Genomic DNA, 18498 nt, shown 5'->3' on the forward strand with positions numbered 1-18498 from the left:
TATCATCCCGTTAACTTAGCAAGTTTTTGCTAATCAGTGTCGACATTTTTACATTTCCCCCCAATCTTGCGTGTATCTCAACCCATCGGGTATCTGCCTGGTGTCGTATCGCCGACACGCTTTGGGAATGAACAGGCAGCTGATCGTCTTCCTTTTCGACCTATAAGCGCCCAGAAACTTCTGGAATAATGCTCCACTGAAATTAATCATGGAGCGAGCACGTGGCGGAAGCGAGCGGCGAAGAAAAGAACCAGCCAGCGTCAGAGCGGCGCTTGAAGCAGGCGCGCGAAAACGGCGACATCCCCCGTTCGCGCGAAGTCGCCACCTTCGTCGTGCTGATGACCGCCGGCGCCGGCCTGTGGATGATGGGCGGCGGCATGGTCGACAAGCTGTCCACCGCGCTGCACAACGGCCTGTCGCTGGACCGCGACCAGATCCACAACCCGGCCCTGATGTCCGAGCGCATCCTGGCGGACGTGATGAGCGTGCTGCTGGCCTGCCTGCCGCTGGCCGGGGCCATCATGCTGATGATGCTCGCCTCGCCCCTGGTGATCGGCGGCTGGAACTTCAGCGGCAAGGCGTTCGTTCCCAAGTTCGGCAAGCTCAATCCGATCAATGGCCTGGGCAATATGGTCTCGACCAATGCGCTGGTCGAACTGGTGAAGGCCATCGCCAAGACGCTGCTGGTGGGCTTCGTCGCCTGGATCGTCATCATGGGGCAGAAGGACGCGCTGATCGGCCTGGCCGTCGAGCCGCTCGGCACCGGCACGGCCCACCTGGGCAGCCTGCTGGCCAGGGCCTTCCTGATCATCGTCGGTTCGCTCGGCGTCATCGCGCTGCTGGACGGTCCGTACCAGATGTGGCACTACGCCAACAAGCTCAAGATGACGCGCCAGGAAGTGATCCAGGAATCCAAGGAATCGGACGGCAATCCGCAGATCAAGGGCAAGATCCGCCAGATGCAGCGCGAGATGGCAAGGAAGCGCATGATGGCCAACGTCCCGACCGCCGACGTGGTCGTGACCAACCCGACCCACTTCGCGGTGGCGCTGAAGTATGCCGAAGGCCAGCGCGGCGCGCCGCGCGTGGTGGCCAAGGGCACCGACGAGGTCGCGGCCAAGATCCGCGAACTGGCCAGGGAAAACAAGGTGGCGCTGCTGGAAGCCCCGGCCCTGGCCCGTGCGCTGTACAAGCACACCGACATCGACGACGAGATCCCGGAAGCCCTGTATTCCGCCGTCGCCGAAGTGCTGGCCTACGTGTACCAGTTGCGCGCCTACGGCAAGGGCACGACCACCCAGTATCCGGATCGTCCGAGCCGCCTGCCGGTGCCGCCGGAGATGGACCCGTTCAATCCGGCGTCCCAGCAGCCGGGCGCCGACGGCAGGACCGGCAACCCGCACTGATCTTCTGCCGTATCGTCTCCCAGCGACGGCCGTGCCCGGCCGTCGCGGCGGCCTTCACGCCGAAATGCGCGGGTTTTGCCCGTCTCCTCGGCGCATGACTTCCATTGAGCATCGGCAATAATGTTGTAACCGAGCAAGCAGCTTGCCGGCACCGACAACCCGATTGCGAACGATGGAGTATCAATGAACGGCTTCCAACTGCCCGGTTGGCTGAAAGGCATCGCAGGACGCGGCAACGCACTGGCCGCGCCCATCCTCATCATCCTGCTGCTGGCGATGATGATCCTGCCGCTGCCGGCGTTCGCGCTGGACCTGTTCTTCAGCTTCAACATCGCGATGTCGGTGATCGTGCTGCTGACCGCGTTGTACACGGTCAAGCCGCTCGACTTCATGGCCTTCCCGGCCGTGCTGCTGGTCACCACCATGCTGCGCCTGGCGCTGAACGTGGCCTCGACCCGCGTGGTGCTGACCGAGGGCCATACCGGCGGCGCGGCGGCCGGCAAGGTCATCGAGGCGTTCGGCCACTTCCTGATCGGCGGTAACTACACGGTCGGCCTGGTCGTCTTCATCATCCTGACCATCATCAACTTCACCGTCGTCACCAAGGGTGCGGGCCGTATCGCCGAGGTCGGCGCGCGCTTCGCGCTGGATGCGATGCCCGGCAAGCAGATGGCGATCGACGCCGACCTGAATGCCGGCCTGATCGGCGAGCAGGAAGCCAAGCTGCGCCGTGCCGAAGTGGGCCAGGAAGCGGAATTCTACGGCGCGATGGACGGTGCCTCGAAGTACGTGCACGGCGATGCCGTGGCCGGCATCCTGGTCACCGTCATCAACGTGATCGGCGGTCTCATCGTCGGTATGGTCCAGCACGACATGGCCTTCGGCGATGCCGTCAAGACCTACACGCTGCTGGCCATCGGCGACGGCCTGGTCGCCCAGATCCCCTCGCTGATCATCTCGATCGCGGCCGGCATGGTCGTCTCGCGCGTGGCCAGCGACAAGGACGTCGGCGGCCAGGTCATCGGCCAGCTGTTCGCGCGTCCGATGGTCATGTACATCACCGGCGGCATCATCGGCGGCATGGGCCTGATCCCGGGCATGCCGAACCTGGTGTTCCTGCTGCTGGGCAGTACCCTGTTCGGCGCCGGCTACCTGCTGGAAAAGCGCCAGAAGGAGGCAGCGCCGCAAGAGGCGGGCGGTCGTCCGGCCGGCGCCCAGGGCGCGGCCGGCGCCGCGGCGGGTGCGGGCGGCGCCGGCGCCGCCACCGCGCCGGCGGAATCGGAAGAGGCGACCTGGCAGGACGTGATGCCGGTTGACACCCTCGGCCTGGAAGTGGGCTACCGCCTGATCCCGCTGGTCGACAAGGGCCAGAACGGCGAACTGCTCAAGCGTATCAAGGGCATCCGCAAGAAATTCGCCCAGGAAGTCGGCTTCCTGGCACCGCCGGTGCACATCCGCGACAACCTGGAACTGAAGCCCTCGGCCTACCGCATCACGCTCAAGGGCGTGGAAGTGGGCAGCGGCGAGGCGATGAATGGCCAGTTCCTGGCGATCAACCCGGGCATGGCCAGCGGCACGCTGCCGGGCCTGGTGACCACCGATCCGGCGTTCGGCCTGCCGGCGATCTGGATCGACGCCGGCCTGAAGGACGAGGCGCAGAGCATGGGCTATACCGTCGTCGATGCCGGCACCGTGATCGCCACCCACCTGAACCACCTGATCACGACGCATGCCGCCGAACTGCTGGGCCGCATGGAAGTCCAGGCGCTGCTGGACCACCTGGGCAAGGAATCGCCGAAGCTGGTCGAGGACCTGGTACCGAAGGTCGTGTCGCTGTCGACCTTGCAGAAAGTGCTGCAGAACCTGCTGAACGAAGGCGTGCACATCCGTGACATGCGCACCGTCATCGAAACGCTGTCGGAGCACGGCGCGAACACGCAGGATGCGAACGACCTGACCACGCTGGTGCGCATCGCGCTGGGCCGTGCCATCGTCCAGCAACTGTTCCCGGGCACCAATGAGCTGTCGGTGATGACCCTGGACAACCGCCTCGAGCGCCTGCTGGTCCAGGCGCTGAGCGCCGGCGGCGACGGCACCGGCATCGAGCCGGGCCTGGCCGACACCATCGTCCAGCAGGCCGCCAATGCGACCCAGCAGCAGGAAGCGATGGGCCTGACCCCGGTGCTGCTGGTGCCGGGTCCGCTGCGCACGCTGCTGTCGCGCTTCCTGCGTCGCGCGTTGCCGCAATTGAAGGTGCTGTCGCACTCGGAGATTCCGGAAACGAAGACGATCCGGGTGACGAGCCTGGTGGGGGCTTGAGGATAGGGTAGAAACAGGGTGGGCACGGGGTGCCCACCCTACGCCGTTGCGAAGGCGTCGGACGAGTCTGGGGGCAGCGTGGTCAGGACGGCCGCTGGCCCATCCACCATCCTTCCAACCAGATGGCCATGTGGAACAGCAGGCCGCTCACGAACAGGAAGTCCGCCGTGCGTCCGGTGCGCAGCGCGGCCGCGACGATGCCGGCGACGAGGAGGGCGGTGCGCAGGCCAGGAATACTGCGGTCGAGCGCGCCGCAGCATTGCGCCAGCAGGGCGACTGCACCCGGCATGCCGGACTGGTGCTTCGGTAACCTGATTTTCATGTGCCGGCCTTTCGCTGTGACCATGGGGCGGTGTCTGTACGTGTTCAGTATGCCCGCAACCCATGATAGTTACAATTGGAAAGAATCTATCAACGTCATTAGTTCCCTGCCATCGTCGGCATTCGGTAACAGAATACACTGTTTTATTGCATTATTTCTAATATTTCTTGCCTTGATTCTGGCACGCCTTCCGGCCACGGGGCGCACGTTTCTCCATCACGTGACGACTGCGATGTGAATTGAGCGGATTTCCCCCGCCTTTTCCCCCGATCGTTTCCTGCTGGCATCGTCAATAATCCTATCCATGAATGGGCGTTTGCGCCCGCAAGACAGATTGATAGCGATCAAACCGAGCCAGCGAAAGCGGAGAACAAGATGAACGTGAAGAAATTTACAGCGCCCACATCCCGTGAAGCCCTGCGCAAGGTGCGCGAGGCCCTCGGGCCGGACGCGGTCATCCTGTCGAACCGTCCGGTCGACGGTGTCGTGGAGATCCTGGCGCTGGACAACGACGACGTCGCCTCGCTGTCGGCGCCGGCTCCCGAATCGGAAATGGCCGCGCCGCGTCCCAGCCTGAACGTGCGCGCGGACGACTTCGCCGCACCGGCCCCGGCGCCGCGCCCGTTCGTCCAGGAGCCGGCCGCGCGCGTGCCGCTGAACCAGCTGTACGGCATCGACGACGACATCCCGGCCCCTACGCCGGCCCCGGCGCCGGCGCCGGCCCCGCAGACCTATGCCAACCGCCGCGCCCCGCAGGCGGAAGCCCCGGCCTTCGACATGAACGCGATGACCGCGATGATGTCGGCCGCGATCGCCCAAGCCCGCGAGTCGGCGGCCAGCGCCGCCGCCGCCGAGATGAACGGCATGATGAACGAGCTGCGCGCGATGCGCGGCATGATGGAAACGCAGCTGGCCGAACTGTCCTGGGGCAATACCCAGCAGCGCGAGCCGCAGAAGGCCGCCGTGCTGCGCGAACTGCTGGCCGCCGGCTTCTCGGCCAGCCTGTCGCGCTACCTGATCGACAAGCTGCCGGCCGGCAAGGATGCCGCCGAATCCATGCGCTGGGTCAAGACCGTGCTGGCGCGCAACCTGACCACCATCGCCGACGAGGACGCGATCCTCGACCGCGGCGGCGTGTTCGCCCTGGTCGGCCCGACCGGCGTCGGCAAGACCACCACCACCGCCAAGCTGGCCGCGCGCTGCGTGATGCGCCACGGCCCGGAAAAGCTGGCGCTGATCACCACCGACGCCTACCGTATCGGCGGCCACGAGCAGCTGCGCATCTACGGCAAGATCCTGGGCGTGATGGTGCACTCGGTGAAGGACGAGGCCGACCTGCGCATCGCCCTGAAGGAACTGCGCAACAAGCACACCGTGCTGATCGACACCATCGGCATGTCGCAGCGCGACCAGATGGTCACCGAGCAGGTCGCCATGCTGACGAATTCCGGCGCGCACGTGCAGCGCCTGCTGTGCATGAACGCGACCGCCACCAACGAGACGCTGAACGAAGTGGTGCGCTCCTACCAGGGCAGCGGCCTGGCCGGTTGCATCATGACCAAGCTGGACGAAGCCGCGTCGATCGGCGGCGTGCTCGACGTAATGATCCGGCAGAAACTGAATCTGTATTACGTCTCGAACGGCCAGCGCGTGCCGGAAGACCTGCACATGGCCGACCGCGCCATGCTGGTCGACCGCGCCTTCCGCAACAAGCGCGACGCCGCCGCCCAGATCCAGGACAGCGACCTGCCGCTCATGATGTCCGGCCTGGGCAACCTGAACAACGACCGTTCGCTGCGCGAGGTGTATGTTGGCTAGTTTCGACTTCGACCAGGCCGAAGGCCTGCGCCGCATGCTGGCGGGCCCCAAGCCGCGCATCGTCACCTTCCTCTCGGCCACCGCCTCGGACGACAAGGGCGCCATGCTGGTCAACCTGGGCGCTTCGCTGGTCCAGTCCGGCAACGACGTGGTGATCGTCGACGCCTGCCGGCGCGACTACGGCGTCGCCCGGCGCCTGGGCGTGGACCATGGCGGCAGCCTGCTGCAGGTGGCGCGCCAGGAGTGCGCGCTGAACCAGGTGGTGCACCAGGTGCCGCAGGGCTTTTCGGTGGTACGGATGGGGCAGCCGACGGTGGACGGCGCCGAAGTGCGCCGCCTCGCCAACGCCTTCGACGTGCTGGTCAAGCAGTCGGCCGGCAGCATCGTGATCGTCGACGGCGAGTTCGCCGAGGACGACGGTTTTCCGATCCCGCTGATGGATTCGTCCGAGATCGTCGTGCAGGTGTCGACCAGCGCCACCTCGATCACCAACGCCTATGCGCTGGTCAAGCGCCTGTCGCAGCACCTGGGACGCCGTCCGTTCGGCATCCTGGTCACCGGCGCGACCGAAGCCGAAGCCAAGGTGGTATACGATAATATGTCATCTGCGGCAACTCGTTACCTCGCGGTAACGTTGAGCTCCATGGGCTCGGTACCGGCGGACGAATACCTGCACCGCGCCGCGCGCCTGGGGCGAGCCGTGGTGGATGCGTTCCCGCTGGCCGGGGCCTCGGTGGCATTCCGCCGCCTGGCCGGGCGCTTCGCCGGTGCCGGCATGCAGCAGGGACGCGCCGCCTGAGGGTTTCCCCGGGAGGCGGCAATGATTGAACGGATACGGGACTTATGTACACGGCCAAAGGGACAGCGGACAAGAATTCTTTACTGACGGTGCACATGCCGTTGGTCAAGCGTCTCGCGCACCACATGAAGGCCAAGCTTCCGCCGTCCGTCGAAGTGGACGACCTGATCCAGGCCGGCATGATGGGCCTGCTCGACGCGATCAACCGCTACGAGGAAAACCAGGGCGCGCAGTTCGAGACCTATGCCGTGCTGCGCATCCGCGGCGCCATGCTCGACGAGCTGCGCAACAGCGACTGGATGCCGCGCTCGACGCGTTCGAACATGCGCAAGGTCGAACAGGCCATGGCCACGCTGCAGCAGCAGCTGGGCCGTCCGCCCAGCGAATCCGAGGTGGCCAAGTCCCTCAAGCTGTCGCTGGCCGACTACCAGGAAATGCTGGGCGATTCGGGCGGCCACCAGCTGGTCTACTACGAGGATTTCCATGACGATGCCGACGGCAACGACAGCTTCCTCGACCGCTACGCGGTGGACGACGACGATCCGCTCAAGAGCCTGCTCGACACCGACTTCCGCCAGACCGTCATCGACGCGATCGACGCGCTGCCGCCGCGCGAGAAGATGCTGATGGGCCTGTACTACGAGGAAGAGCTGAACCTCAAGGAAATCGGCGCCGTCATGGGCGTGTCCGAGTCGCGCGTCTCGCAGTTGCACACCCAGGCCGTGGCGCGCCTGCGCGCCTACCTGAAGGAGCGTGCGTGGACCTGACCAGCCTGCTGGGTCTCGCGCTGGCGCTGGCCGGCATCGTCGTCGGGCACACGCTCGACGGCGGCAAGTTTTCCTCCCTGGTCCAGCCGGCCGCGTTCGCGATCGTCGTGATCGGCACCTTCGGCGCCGTGCTGTTGCAGAGCAAGCGCAAGGCCTTCCTGCGCGGCGTGCGCATGCTGCGCTGGGTGTTCTTTCCGCCGCCCGACCGCCGCCAGCAGCTGGCGCGCGAAATCAATCTGTGGAGCCTGTCGGCGCGGCGCGACGGCCTGCTGTCGCTCGAGCAGTACATGGCCAAGGCCGACCCGTTCATCCAGAAGGGCCTGCGGCTGGTGGTGGACGGCATCGCGCCCGACAAGATCCGCAGCCTGATGCACACCGAGATCAACACCTACGAATTCCGCGAGCGCCAGGCCGCGCGCATCTGGGAATCGGCGGCCGGCTACGCGCCCACGGTGGGCATCCTGGGCGCCGTGCTGGGCCTGATCCACGTGATGGAAAACCTCAGCGACCCGTCGCGCCTGGGCGCCGGCATCGCCGTCGCCTTCGTGTCCACCGTGTACGGCGTGGGCCTGGCGAACCTGTTCTTCTACCCGGCCGGGAACAAGATCAAGGGCATCGTCACCGAGCGCGTGGCCCAGTACGAGATCCTGGCCGACGTGTTCCACGACCTGGCCACGGGCGACTACACGCGCGTCATCGAGGAGCGCATCGGCTGCCTGCTCAGCGAGCCCTGACCGCCATGGCGCGCCGCAAGCCCTACCAGCAGGACGAGGACAACCACGAGCGCTGGCTGATCTCCTACGCCGACTTCATCACGCTGCTGTTCGCCTTCTTCGTCGTGATGTACGCGGTCTCCGTCGTCAACATCGGCAAGTACACGGTGCTGTCGGAAGCGCTGGGCGATGCCTTCGGCGGCCGCGGCGCCGCCAGCACGACCAATACCCAGGTCGAGCTGGAAGCGCTGCCGCTGTCGAACATCATCGCCCGCAAGCGCGCCGAGGCCGCCAAGCGCGACCGCGAGCGCCTGGACCTGCTGGCGCGCAAGCTCGACAGCGTGATGGCGCCGCTGGTGCGCAGCGGGAAGGTGCGCGTGACGCAGACCGCGCGCGGCGTCACCATCGAGATCAATGCCAGCGTGCTGTTCGACGAAGGCCAGGCCGCGCTGGGCGCGAACGCGCGCGAGACGCTGCAGGCGGTGGCCGAGGTCATGAAGGACGATCCGCACGCGATCGAGGTCGAGGGCCATACCGACGACAGGCCGATCAGCAACCCCTCGTTCCCGTCCAACTGGGAACTGTCGGCGGCGCGCGCCAGCACCGTGGTGCGCCTGTTCGCCGAGAGCGGCGTGCCGGAGCGCCGCCTGGCCGCCGTCGGGCGCGCCGCCAACGTCCCGCTCGCGCCCAACACCGACGAGGCGGGCAGGGCGCGCAACCGGCGCGTGGCCATCACCATCCTCACCGGCGAGCCGCCCGCCGCACCGTAGGGCGCGATCGTTCCCCGCGCATCGCATAAAATGATGTCCGTCATTGCACAATCGGGCGCGCCGCTCGTCCGTTCGTGCGCATAATCGAAACCCGAACACGGAGTCTGCATGCAAAGAAGAACGATCCTGTGCACCGCCCTGGCCTTCGCGCTGGCCGGCTGCGCGGCCCACGAACCGGGCAAGGAACACCAAGGAAACCAAGCGATGAACCTGCACGCCATCCTGAGCGTCGACGCCAGCCACGACAAGGTGCTGGCCACGCTGCGTTTCGAGAACCGCGGCGAGCGCCGCGTGTGGCTGCCGAACGCCGCCGCCGCCGACACGCGCCTGACCAACCGCCTGTTCGAACTGCGCGAGCACCCGGGCGGGGCCGAGGTCGCCTACCTGGGCCCGATGGTCAAGCGCCTGCCGTTCACGGCCGCCGACTACGTCGAACTGGCCCCGCATTCCGCGCACACGCACACCATCGACATCACCCGCTACTACGCCTTCAAGCCGGGCCAGCACACCTACGAGATCCGCTGGAACGGCCTGGCCCTGGCCGACGCGAAGCAGCTCGACGCCTTCACCGAGGTGGCGGCGGCGCCGGTGATGTTCACGCACACGGCGCCTTGATGGCCGGGTGCCACGGGCGCTGACCCGGCTTTCAACCCGCCGCTTGCCCCAGGCGTCGTCGTAGGGTGGACGGGTCTCCCGTCCACGCGTTCGACCGGCTTAGGCAGGCCGCACGGTCGACCGGCGTGGGCAGGCCGCACGGCCGACCGGCGTAGGCAGGCCGCACGGCCGACCGGCATAGGCAGGCCGCACGGCCGACCAGCGTAGGCAGGCCGCACGGTCGACCGGCGTAGGGCAGGCCGCACGGTCGACCGCACGTCGCCTGGACGCGTGGACGGCGCAGCCGTCCACCCTACGCAACACCGTCGCACGGCGTCGTGACGGCCTGGTGCGCAAAAAACCGTAGGGTGCGCACCCCGTGCGCACCACCCGCAAGCACGGCCGCTCACCCCACCGCCCTGGCCAGCAACCCCACCCCGCTCGCCACCAGCAGCACGTTCAGCACTGCAAACAGCTGCGCGCGTCCTAGCCGCAGGTCGATGCGCCGCCCCGCCAGCACCCCCAGCAGCACGGCCGGCACGAAGCACAGGGCCGTCAGCAGCAGGCGCGCATCCAGGAGGCCGAGCGACAGGCACAGCACGATGCGCCACACCGTCGACAGCGCGATCAGGACCGCCTGCGTCGCGCGGAACGCGCTGCGGTTCTCGAGCCGGCGTTCCAGCCAGGCCGCGTAGACGAAGCCGCCGCTGCCGAACAGCCCGCCCAGCAACCCGCCGAACAGCCCGTGCAGGAACGGCCAGCGCGGCGCCCGCGCGGTATTGCCGGGCCGCGCCAGCAGGCCGCGCAGGCCCTGGCCGGCGACGAACAGGCCCAGCGCGGCGAGCGTGAACGCGGTGCCGGCGCGCGCCAGGACCGTGATGCCGAGGCATTGCCCGGCCAGCATGCCCGGGAACAGGTGCCGGAACTCGGTCCAGGCGACGTCGCGGCGCGCGCGCCAGCCGCGCGTGGCGGCACCGAAGAAGTCGAGCAGCGCCAGCAGCGGGATCACGCGGCTGGGCGCCATCACCATGGCCAGCGGCCCGCTGGCGACCAGGGCGGAACCGAAGCCGACCAGCGTGAAGACGGCATAGGCGACGGCCACCGCGGCGGCGGCCAGGAACAGGGAAAGCGGGTCGGCGACGAGCATGTCCATTCAGCGAAACCTCGAAACAGGGCGTTTCATTCTCGGCCGCGCTGCGGTATAACACAAATACCGATTTTCGCCACCATCCATGCCATCCTGATATGCCAACCCTGAAGCAGCTGCGCTATTTCCTGGCCGTCGTCGACCACGGCGGCTTCACCCAGGCGGCGGCCGCGCTGTTCGTGGCCCAGTCCGCGCTCAGCCGCCACATCGGCCAGCTCGAGGACGAGCTCGGGTTCGCCCTGCTGGAGCGCGAGCCGCGCGGCGTGCGGCCGACCCCGGCCGGCGCGCTGTACCGCGCGCGCATCCGCCCGGTCGATGCGCTGCTGCTGGCCGCCGCCGAAGAGGGCGCCCAGCTGGCGCGCGGCGAGGCGGGCGTGCTGCGCCTGCTGCACTCCTCGTCGACGCCGGCGAAGGCGCTGGTGCCGGCCATCGGGCGCCTGCTGGACGCCAGTCCCGGCGCGCGGGTCGAGCTGGACCGGGTGGCGTCGGAACTGCAGCCGGGCGAGATCGCCGCGGGCCGGGCCGACGTCGGGATCGTGCGCCTGCCGCTGCTGGGCAGCCATGCGGACGTGCAGTTCGTCGAACTGGCGCCGGAGCGGCTGTGGGTGGCGCTGCCGCACGGGCATCCGCTGGCGGACGGCGCCGCGCTGGAGATCGCGCAGCTGCGCGGCCTGCCGTTCGTGTCGGCCGTGCACCGCGAACGCGGCGGCCTGGCGCGCCTGGTGACGGACCTGTGCCTGGCGCGCGGCTTCGTGCCGGGCGTGGCGCGCGCCGTGTCGCGCAAGACGGCGATGCTGGACCTGGTGGCGGCCGGCTTCGGCATCGCCGTGGTCCCGGAGGGGATGACGGCGATCCGGCCGCCGGGCGTGCGCTACGTGGCGCTGGCGGACGAGGATGCGCGGGCGCGCCGCGCGCTGGTCATGCCGGAACGGGCGACGGCGCTGGCGCGGGCGTTTGCCGAGGAGGCGGCCAAGGCGTCATCGCGCGGGAGGGGTCAGAGCCCGGTTTTTCTTTCCAGGGGCTCTGACCCCGGTTCTCAGCCGCACGGTACGCCGCTGCCGGCGACTCCGAGGTCAGAGCCCTTCTAAAAGCAACACCGGACTCTGACCCCTGCGGCCCGAAACCCGGGACACCTCGGACCCCTTGGCCTGGTATGGCGTATTCTCACCGAAATACTCGTGCGAATCCGCGTTGTCGACCGCCCGCGCCGGATCGTCGGCGGCCAGCGCGGCCGCCGCGTCCTGCCCGTAGGCCCAGTCGTCGGTGCCCGCCACCACCGTGAAGTGGCTCATCTCGTGCACCAGCGTGCCCCCTTGCGAATCGGTGCCGGCCGGCGGCGCGTCCCAGAACGCGCGGCAGACGTAGATCCGGTACGGCTGGTTCGGGTAGACGTAGGCATAGTAGGCCTCGTTGCAGCCGCAATCGACCGTCACCGGCCGGGCCTGGAAGGCCTCGCGGATGGCCGCGAAATGCTGCGCCACGGTCGTCGCGCGCTGCGCCTCGACGGCGCCGAACCAGCCGGTGTAGCGCGCCGCCAGCGCCTTCTTTTGCATGTACGCCTCGCCATCCTGCGCCATCGCCTGCGCCGCCTCAACGGCCTGCACGATCGTGCCCTGCTGGGCGTTCGAGCAGCGGCTGTACGACAGGCCGCCGCCCTCGGCCGGGGCGGGGGGGAGGGCGGGCGTCGCGGCCGCGGCACCCGGCTGCCGCGCCACCCGGACGATGGCCGGCGCCTCCGGCTCGGCCAGCATGCCCGGCTGCGGCGTGCCGGGCCGGCTGTACAGCCGGGCCGCGCCGGCGCGCCAGCGCACGCTGTAGGCGCCGCCGGCGCGCATGTCGTACAGCGCCGACAGTTCCACGCTGGCGCTGCGCGAGGCGCCCGGCGCGAGCGCGATGTAGTCGGACGGCCGCGGCGCCGGGCGCTTGGCCTGGATGCCGAGATACGGCACCGGCGCGCCGTCGCGCATGACCTCGAACAGCGGCGCCTCCACCTCCCGGCCGAACGGCGTCTGCCAGGCCAGCAGGTACTGCGTCGCGCCGGTCGTGTTGGTCATCGTGACCGTCACCACCACGTCGTCGCTGGCGGCCAGGTCCTGGCCCTGCGGCGCCACTGCGACGCGTACCCCTTCCTGCGCCACTGCGACGCGCACCCCTTCCTGCGCTACTGCGACGCGCACCCCGCCGGGCGCCGCGTGCGCGACCGTCGCCAGTCCCGTCAGCCCCGCCAGCCCCGCCAGCAGCGCCATGATCCTCCATTTGCTGTCCATGCCTCCTCCTTCGCGTGACGTCGACAGATGTCGTTGTAACACCCGGCGGCACGGCAAATATTGCTAATGCGCAACTAAATAACGGGGAAAATCCTTGCAAATGCTGCATTGCCGCAACACTTTGATTATCGGTTGCCGACAACGCTCGATTCTTTATCGCGTGTATTGATAGAATGTAATGATGCTGTAGGAAAATGGATATTTCACGACAGTACTTACCTTCTCGTCGAGCCGCCGCGCAAGGGTGCGTGGTCCTTGGTCACTTGGTCGGGAACTGTCGGGCATGGTCCGCCGCGACGCTGGACGCGCCTGCCGGGCCTGAACGCACAGGAACGATGTTGATCAAGACGACTGATGGGTTACACGAGGCGCCGGGCCACGCTGCGGCGGGCTGCGCCATGGGCGATGCGGCTGTGGAAGCGGCCGGCACGATAGCGCCTGCGGCCACCGCGGCCGCCATGCAAGCGCTGGACGACGCCGTCGAGGCGATCGCGCGCGAGATCGGGCTGGATGCGCGCGAGCTCGCCGCGCGCAAGGACTATCTGGAACTGGGCGAGGACGACCTGGCGCTGCTGCGCGAAGTGCACGCCCTGATGGAAGGCGAGCACGACGCCTTCGCCGACAGCTTCTACCGGCACGTGCTGGCCTATCCCGAGATGCGCGCGCTGGTGCGCGACGACGCCACCGAGGCGCGCCTGCGCCGCACGCAGGGCGCCTACCTCGCCAGCCTCACCGCCGGCGACTACGGCGCCGACTACGTGCGCAACCGCCTGCGCGTGGGCCTGGTGCACGAGCGCATCGGCCTGGCGCCGAAGTGGTACATCGGCGCCTACCGCAAATGCCTGTCCGACATGCTGCGCACGCTGTGGCAGCGCCTGGGCGACCGTCCCGAACTGTTTCCGGCCGCCTGCGACGCCGTGCTCAAGGTGGTCTGCCTCGACATGGGCCTGGCGCTCGACACCTACGGCCACGCCGGCCAGCGCCGCCTGCTGCAGCACCAGGACCACCTCGAGCAGGTCATCGACGGCATGCCGGCCGGCCTGATCGTGCTCGACGCCGACTGCCGCATCCTGTCGATGAACAAGGCGATGAGCGACATGCTGGGGGTGCCGACCGAGGCGCTGGCCGAGCGGCCGCTGCTCGAGGCGCTGATCCCGAGTCCCGAACTGGTCGAACGCGCCGCCGCGGCGCTGGCGTCCGGCATGCCGCAGGACGGCGTCGCCGCCGCGGTCGCGGTGGCCATCGACGGCCATGCCGAGGGCGTGCGCTGGTTCGAGTTCAACATCCGCCGCACGCGCCAGGCCGGCGGCTGCCTGCTGCTGCTGATCGGCCAGGACGTCACGTTCCGGCGCCAGGCCCGGCTGCGCCTGCAGGAGAGCGAGGAATTCTTCCGCCTGACCTTCAGCCAGGCGGCCGTCGGCATCGCGCTGCTGTCGCGCGAAGGGCGCTTCCTGCGCGTGAACCGCAAGCTCTCGCGCATCGTCGGGTTCACCGAGATCGAGCTGCTGCAGCGCTTCTTCCACCAGATCACCTGGCCCGAAGACCTGGTCGAGGACCGCGCGCTGTTCACGCGCCTGGTCGACGGCGAGATCCGCGACTTCCAGCGCGAGACGCGCTACCTGCGCAAGGACGGCAGCCTGGTCTGGGTGGCGGTGAGCGCCTCGACCATGCGCGAGGCGTCCAGCGGCCAGCTGCGCCTGATCGTCGCGGTCGAGGACATCTCGCGCCGCAAGCAGGCCGAGGAAGCGCTGCTGCGCATGGCCAACCACGACGCCCTGACCGGCCTGCCGAACCGGCTGCTGCTGCAGGACCGGCTCGGCCAGGCGATCGTCCAGGCCCAGCGCAGCGGGCGCCAGGTGGGCGTCATGTTCGTCGACCTGGACCGCTTCAAGCATGTCAACGACAGCCTCGGGCACGAGGCCGGCGACCAGCTGATCGTCGAGATCGCGCGCCGCCTGGGCAGCGCGCTGCGCGAGAGCGACACCGTGGCGCGCCAGGGCGGCGACGAGTTCGTCGTGGTGCTGGCCGACCTGGGCGGCCCGGACGACGCCGCGCTGGTGGCGCGCAAGGTGCTCGACGGCCTGTTCCAGCCGCTGACGCTGGCCGGCCAGGAAGTGTTCCCGAGCGGGAGCATCGGCATCGCCATGTATCCGCGCGACGGCCATGACAGCCATTCGCTGCTGAAGGCCGCCGACAGCGCGATGTACCACGCCAAGGGCGGCGGCGGCAACGGCTTCCATTTCTACGCGGCCGACATGGGCGCCCACGCCGAGGAGCACCTGCGCCTGGAGACCGGCCTGCAGCACGCCCTGCTGCGCGAGGAATTCGTGCTGCACTACCAGCCCCAGGTCGACGTCGCCAGCGGCCGCATCGTCGGCGTCGAGGCGCTGCTGCGCTGGCAGCCGCAGGACGGGCCGCTGGTGCCGCCGTGCGAGTTCATCCCGCTGGCCGAGGAGACCGGCCTGATCGTGCCGATCGGCGAATGGGTGCTGGCCACCGCGCTGCGCCAGCAGGCCGCGTTCGCGCGCGCCGGCCTGGACCTGCGCATGAGCGTGAACATGTCGGCGCGCCAGTTCCGCCAGCAGGACGTGGCCGGCCTGGTCGCGCGCCTGCTGGCCCAGGAAGGCGTCGATCCGTCGCGCCTGGTGCTGGAGATCACCGAGAGCGTGCTGATGGAAAACCTGGAAGCCGCCGCCACCATGGCGCGCCTGGCGCAGATGGGCGTGCAGCTGGCGGTCGACGACTTCGGCACCGGCTATTCGAGCCTGTCGAACCTGAAGCGCTTCCCGATCCACAGCCTGAAGATCGACCGCAGCTTCGTCGCCGACATCGACGGCGGCAGGGGCGGGGAAGGCGAGGGCGGCGCCGTCATCGTCAAGGCGGTGATCGCGCTGGCGCGCTCGCTCAAGCTCGAGGTGATCGCCGAGGGCGTCGAGACCGGCGTCCAGCAGGCCTTCCTGGGCGCCCACGGCTGCCACCAGATGCAGGGCTACCGTTTCGGGCGCCCGATGGCGGCGGCCGCGATCGAAGCGCTGTTGCGCGCCGACCCGCCGGGCGAGGCGGCATGACATCCTGGCTGCACCGTTTTCCCGGCGCGCTGCGGCTCGCCGTGCTGGTGGCGCTGCTGGCCACCTTCGGCACCTGGCTGGCGGCCGGCAACGCCAGCCGGCTGCCGTGGAATCCGGCCTGGTACCTGTCCTGGCATACTGCCATGGAAGTGTTTTCGGTGGTCGTCGCGGCCTGTGTGTTCGCCACCGGCTGGCACGGCGTCGGGCCGCGCATTCCGCTACGGGTGGCGGTGCTGGCACCCGTGGCGCTGGCGATCGGCCTGCTCGATTTCGGACACCTGATGACCGTGCCCGGCATGCCGGGCCTGGGCACAGAAGCGGACGGGATGCACCAGGAAACCGCGTTCTGGCTGGTGGCGCGCGGACTGAGCGCGCTGGCCCTGCTGGCCGCCGCAGTGGCGCCGCGCGAGCGCACCGTCGGGCGCCGCACGCACCGGGTGGCGCTGATGCTGGCGCTGGGCGCGGCGGCGTGCGGATTCTGGCTGGCACTGGTGCCCGGCGACCTGTTGCCGCCGACCTATGCACCGGATGGCATGGCGACGCGCTTCAAGGTCGCCGCCGAGCTGGCGCTCATCGTGGCCTACGGTCTGGCGACGCTGCTGCTGTTCGCGCGCGCCATGGCGAGCCACCTGCGCAGCGACCGTTATCTGGCCGCCGCAGCGGCGATGCTGTGCCTGTCGCGCATGGCCATCGCCATCTACGACACCCCGGACGACGTATTCAATGTCGTGGGGCATGCCTACAAGCTGCTGGGCTACCTGTTCCTGTTCCGGGCCATCTACGTGGCCGCAGTGCAGGCGCCGTATGCCCGCCTGGAGCGCTCCGAGCGCTCGCTGGCCGAGAGCGAGGCCAAGTTTCGCGGCCTGATGGAATGCGCGCCCGACGCCATCGTGCTGGCCGGCGCCGACGGCCGCATCGCCGTGATGAACGCCTGCGCCGAGGAGATGTTCGGGCTCGGGCGCGACGCCGCCGCCGGGCTGCCGCTCGAGGCCCTGGTGCCGTCCGGCGCGGTGGAGGAGGAAGCGACGGGCGAGGCGCACTGCCGGCGCTTCCATGCGGGCCCGTTCCCGGCCGAGGTGCGGCGCGCGCGCATGCCGACCGGCCAGCAGGTGGCGATCGTGCGCGACGTCTCGGAGCGGCGCCGGCTGGAACACGCGATGGTCGAGCAGCTCACCTGCGACGCCCTGACCGGCCTGCCGAACCGGCGCCGCGTGCTCGAGACGCTGGACGAGGCCATCGGCGCCGCGCGCCGCGACGCCCGCGCGCTGGCCGTGCTGGTGTTCGACATCGACGAATTCCGCAAGATCAACAGCGGCTACGGCTGGTCCGGCGGCGACGGCGTGCTGCGCGACTGCGCCGCCCGCCTGGCCGCGCAGCTGCGGCCCGGCGACACGCTGGCGCGCCAGGGCGGCAACGAATTCATCATCGTGCAGGGCGATTCCGGCAGCGCGCCCGCCACCGCGCTGGCCGAGCGCCTGCTGGCCTGCATGCGCGAACCCTTCGTGCTGGGCGGCCAGCGCGTGTTCCTGTCGGGCAGCGTCGGCATCGCGCTGCTGCCGGACGGCGCCTGCGACGCCGACGGACTGCTGCAGATGGCCCAGGTGGCGATGCACGGGGCGCGCACCGGCGGCAACGCGCAATACCGTTTCCACACGGCCGAGATGGCGGAGGCGATCCGCGAGCGCGTCGACATGGAGGCGCTGCTGCGCCACGCGCTCGAGCGCGCCCAGCTCACGCTGCAGTTCCAGCCGCGCGTGCGCATGGCCGACGGCGCCATGGTCGGCGTGGAGGCGCTGGTGCGCTGGCGCCATCCGGTGCTGGGCCTGGTGCCGCCCGGCCGGTTCATCCCGCTGGCGGAGGACACCGGCATGATCGAGGAGCTCGACATGTGGGTGCTGCGCGAAGCCTGCCTGCGCGCCGCCGGCTGGCGCGCGCTGGGGCTGGCGCCGGTGCGGGTGTCGGTCAACCTGTCGGCGCGCCAGTTCCAGCAGGCCGGCCTGGCCCGGCGCGTGCGCGCCGCGCTGGAACACAGCGGCCTGCCCCCCGGCAGCCTGGAGATCGAGATCACGGAAAGCACGGTGATGCGCGACACCGCCGAGGCGGCCGACGTATTGCGCTCGCTGAAGGCGCTCGGCGTCGCCCTGTCGATCGACGACTTCGGTACCGGCTATTCGTCGCTGAGCTACCTGAAGCGCTTCCCGCTGGACGTGCTGAAGATCGACCGTTCCTTCGTCAAGGACGTGATCGAGGACCCGAACGACGCGGCGATCACCTGCGCCATCATCGCGCTGGCGCACGGGCTGAACCTGGAAGCGGTGGCCGAAGGCGTGGAGACGGCCGCGCAGCTGGAATTCCTGCGCCTGCACGGCTGCGACGAGGTGCAGGGGTATTACTTCAGTCCGCCGGTGTGGCCGGAGCAACTGGAGCCCATGCTCGTGAAAGAAAATTTCACCATAAATGAGTTGGTGAAGTAATATTTCAAGGCCAATGGTGCGCACGGGGTGCGCC

14 protein-coding genes are annotated in these 18498 nt (G+C 69.0%); 11 read left to right on the top strand and 3 right to left on the bottom strand.

Translation table 11 applies throughout. The features are described 5' to 3' along the window. Positions 1–221: 221 nt before the first annotated feature. Complete coding sequence (gene flhB, locus QZ749_RS16970; RefSeq protein WP_296949189.1) at positions 222–1406, top strand: flagellar biosynthesis protein FlhB; 1185 nt, start codon at positions 222–224, stop codon at positions 1404–1406. 183 nt (positions 1407–1589) lie between these two features. Continuing rightward, the gene (flhA, locus tag QZ749_RS16975) at positions 1590–3725 is read left to right on the top strand and encodes a flagellar biosynthesis protein FlhA (RefSeq protein ID WP_296949191.1); all 2136 of its coding nucleotides are present in this window, start codon (positions 1590–1592) and stop codon (positions 3723–3725) included. Between the two features lie 82 nt (positions 3726–3807). Here flhA and QZ749_RS16980 read toward each other — a convergent pair whose 3' ends face one another. Continuing rightward, a complete protein-coding gene (locus QZ749_RS16980) occupies positions 3808–4047 on the bottom strand; it encodes a hypothetical protein (RefSeq protein ID WP_296949193.1) in 240 nt (79 codons plus the stop codon). Between the two features lie 375 nt (positions 4048–4422). Here QZ749_RS16980 and flhF point away from each other — a divergent pair, with 375 nt between their 5' ends. The 6 genes from flhF to QZ749_RS17010 all read left to right on the top strand — a co-directional run bounded on the left by flhF (position 4423) and on the right by QZ749_RS17010 (position 9529). Beyond that, positions 4423–5865 carry a flagellar biosynthesis protein FlhF gene (gene flhF, locus QZ749_RS16985; RefSeq protein ID WP_296949195.1) on the top strand — a complete coding sequence of 481 codons (1443 nt, stop codon included), beginning with the start codon at positions 4423–4425 and terminating at the stop codon, positions 5863–5865. Then, positions 5858–6664: an antiactivator of flagellar biosynthesis FleN protein gene (locus QZ749_RS16990; RefSeq protein ID WP_296949364.1), complete on the top strand. Its 807-nt coding sequence runs from the start codon at positions 5858–5860 to the stop codon at positions 6662–6664. The genes flhF and QZ749_RS16990 overlap by 8 nt, the downstream gene beginning before the upstream one ends. A gap of 44 nt (positions 6665–6708) precedes the next feature. Then, positions 6709–7431: an RNA polymerase sigma factor FliA gene (locus QZ749_RS16995; RefSeq protein WP_296949196.1), complete on the top strand. Its 723-nt coding sequence runs from the start codon at positions 6709–6711 to the stop codon at positions 7429–7431. Beyond that, positions 7422–8165 (top strand): flagellar motor protein, encoded by a 744-nt coding sequence (locus QZ749_RS17000; protein WP_296949198.1) that lies wholly within the window; start codon positions 7422–7424, stop codon positions 8163–8165. Before QZ749_RS16995 ends, QZ749_RS17000 begins: the two co-directional genes overlap by 10 nt. 5 nt (positions 8166–8170) lie before the next feature. Then, positions 8171–8914: a flagellar motor protein MotD gene (gene motD, locus QZ749_RS17005; RefSeq protein ID WP_296949200.1), complete on the top strand. Its 744-nt coding sequence runs from the start codon at positions 8171–8173 to the stop codon at positions 8912–8914. A 108-nt stretch (positions 8915–9022) separates the two neighbouring features. After that, positions 9023–9529: a hypothetical protein gene (locus tag QZ749_RS17010; protein ID WP_296949202.1), complete on the top strand. Its 507-nt coding sequence runs from the start codon at positions 9023–9025 to the stop codon at positions 9527–9529. Between the two features lie 385 nt (positions 9530–9914). Here QZ749_RS17010 and QZ749_RS17015 read toward each other — a convergent pair whose 3' ends face one another. Next, positions 9915–10661 (bottom strand): TSUP family transporter, encoded by a 747-nt coding sequence (locus QZ749_RS17015; protein WP_296949203.1) that lies wholly within the window; start codon positions 10659–10661, stop codon positions 9915–9917. A gap of 92 nt (positions 10662–10753) precedes the next feature. Between QZ749_RS17015 and QZ749_RS17020 the strand changes: the two genes are divergently transcribed. Continuing rightward, complete coding sequence (locus QZ749_RS17020; RefSeq protein ID WP_296949205.1) at positions 10754–11743, top strand: LysR family transcriptional regulator; 990 nt, start codon at positions 10754–10756, stop codon at positions 11741–11743. Here QZ749_RS17020 and QZ749_RS17025 read toward each other — a convergent pair. After that, positions 11729–12922, bottom strand: coding sequence for a M35 family metallo-endopeptidase (locus tag QZ749_RS17025; RefSeq protein ID WP_296949207.1), 1194 nt, complete (start codon positions 12920–12922; stop codon positions 11729–11731). The two genes, QZ749_RS17020 and QZ749_RS17025, sit on opposite strands and share 15 nt — an antisense overlap. A 458-nt stretch (positions 12923–13380) precedes the next feature. On the opposite strand from QZ749_RS17025, the gene QZ749_RS17030 reads away from it, so the two are divergent. Together QZ749_RS17030 and QZ749_RS17035 are read left to right on the top strand one after the other, a co-directional pair. Then, positions 13381–15990 (top strand): EAL domain-containing protein, encoded by a 2610-nt coding sequence (locus QZ749_RS17030; protein WP_296949209.1) that lies wholly within the window; start codon positions 13381–13383, stop codon positions 15988–15990. Continuing rightward, complete coding sequence (locus tag QZ749_RS17035) at positions 15987–18464, top strand: EAL domain-containing protein (RefSeq protein WP_296949212.1); 2478 nt, start codon at positions 15987–15989, stop codon at positions 18462–18464. The genes QZ749_RS17030 and QZ749_RS17035 overlap by 4 nt, the downstream gene beginning before the upstream one ends. Positions 18465–18498 lie beyond the last annotated feature (34 nt).

The sequence above is a fragment of the uncultured Massilia sp. genome (assembly GCF_913773735.1).
Classification (GTDB): domain Bacteria; phylum Pseudomonadota; class Gammaproteobacteria; order Burkholderiales; family Burkholderiaceae_D; genus Telluria.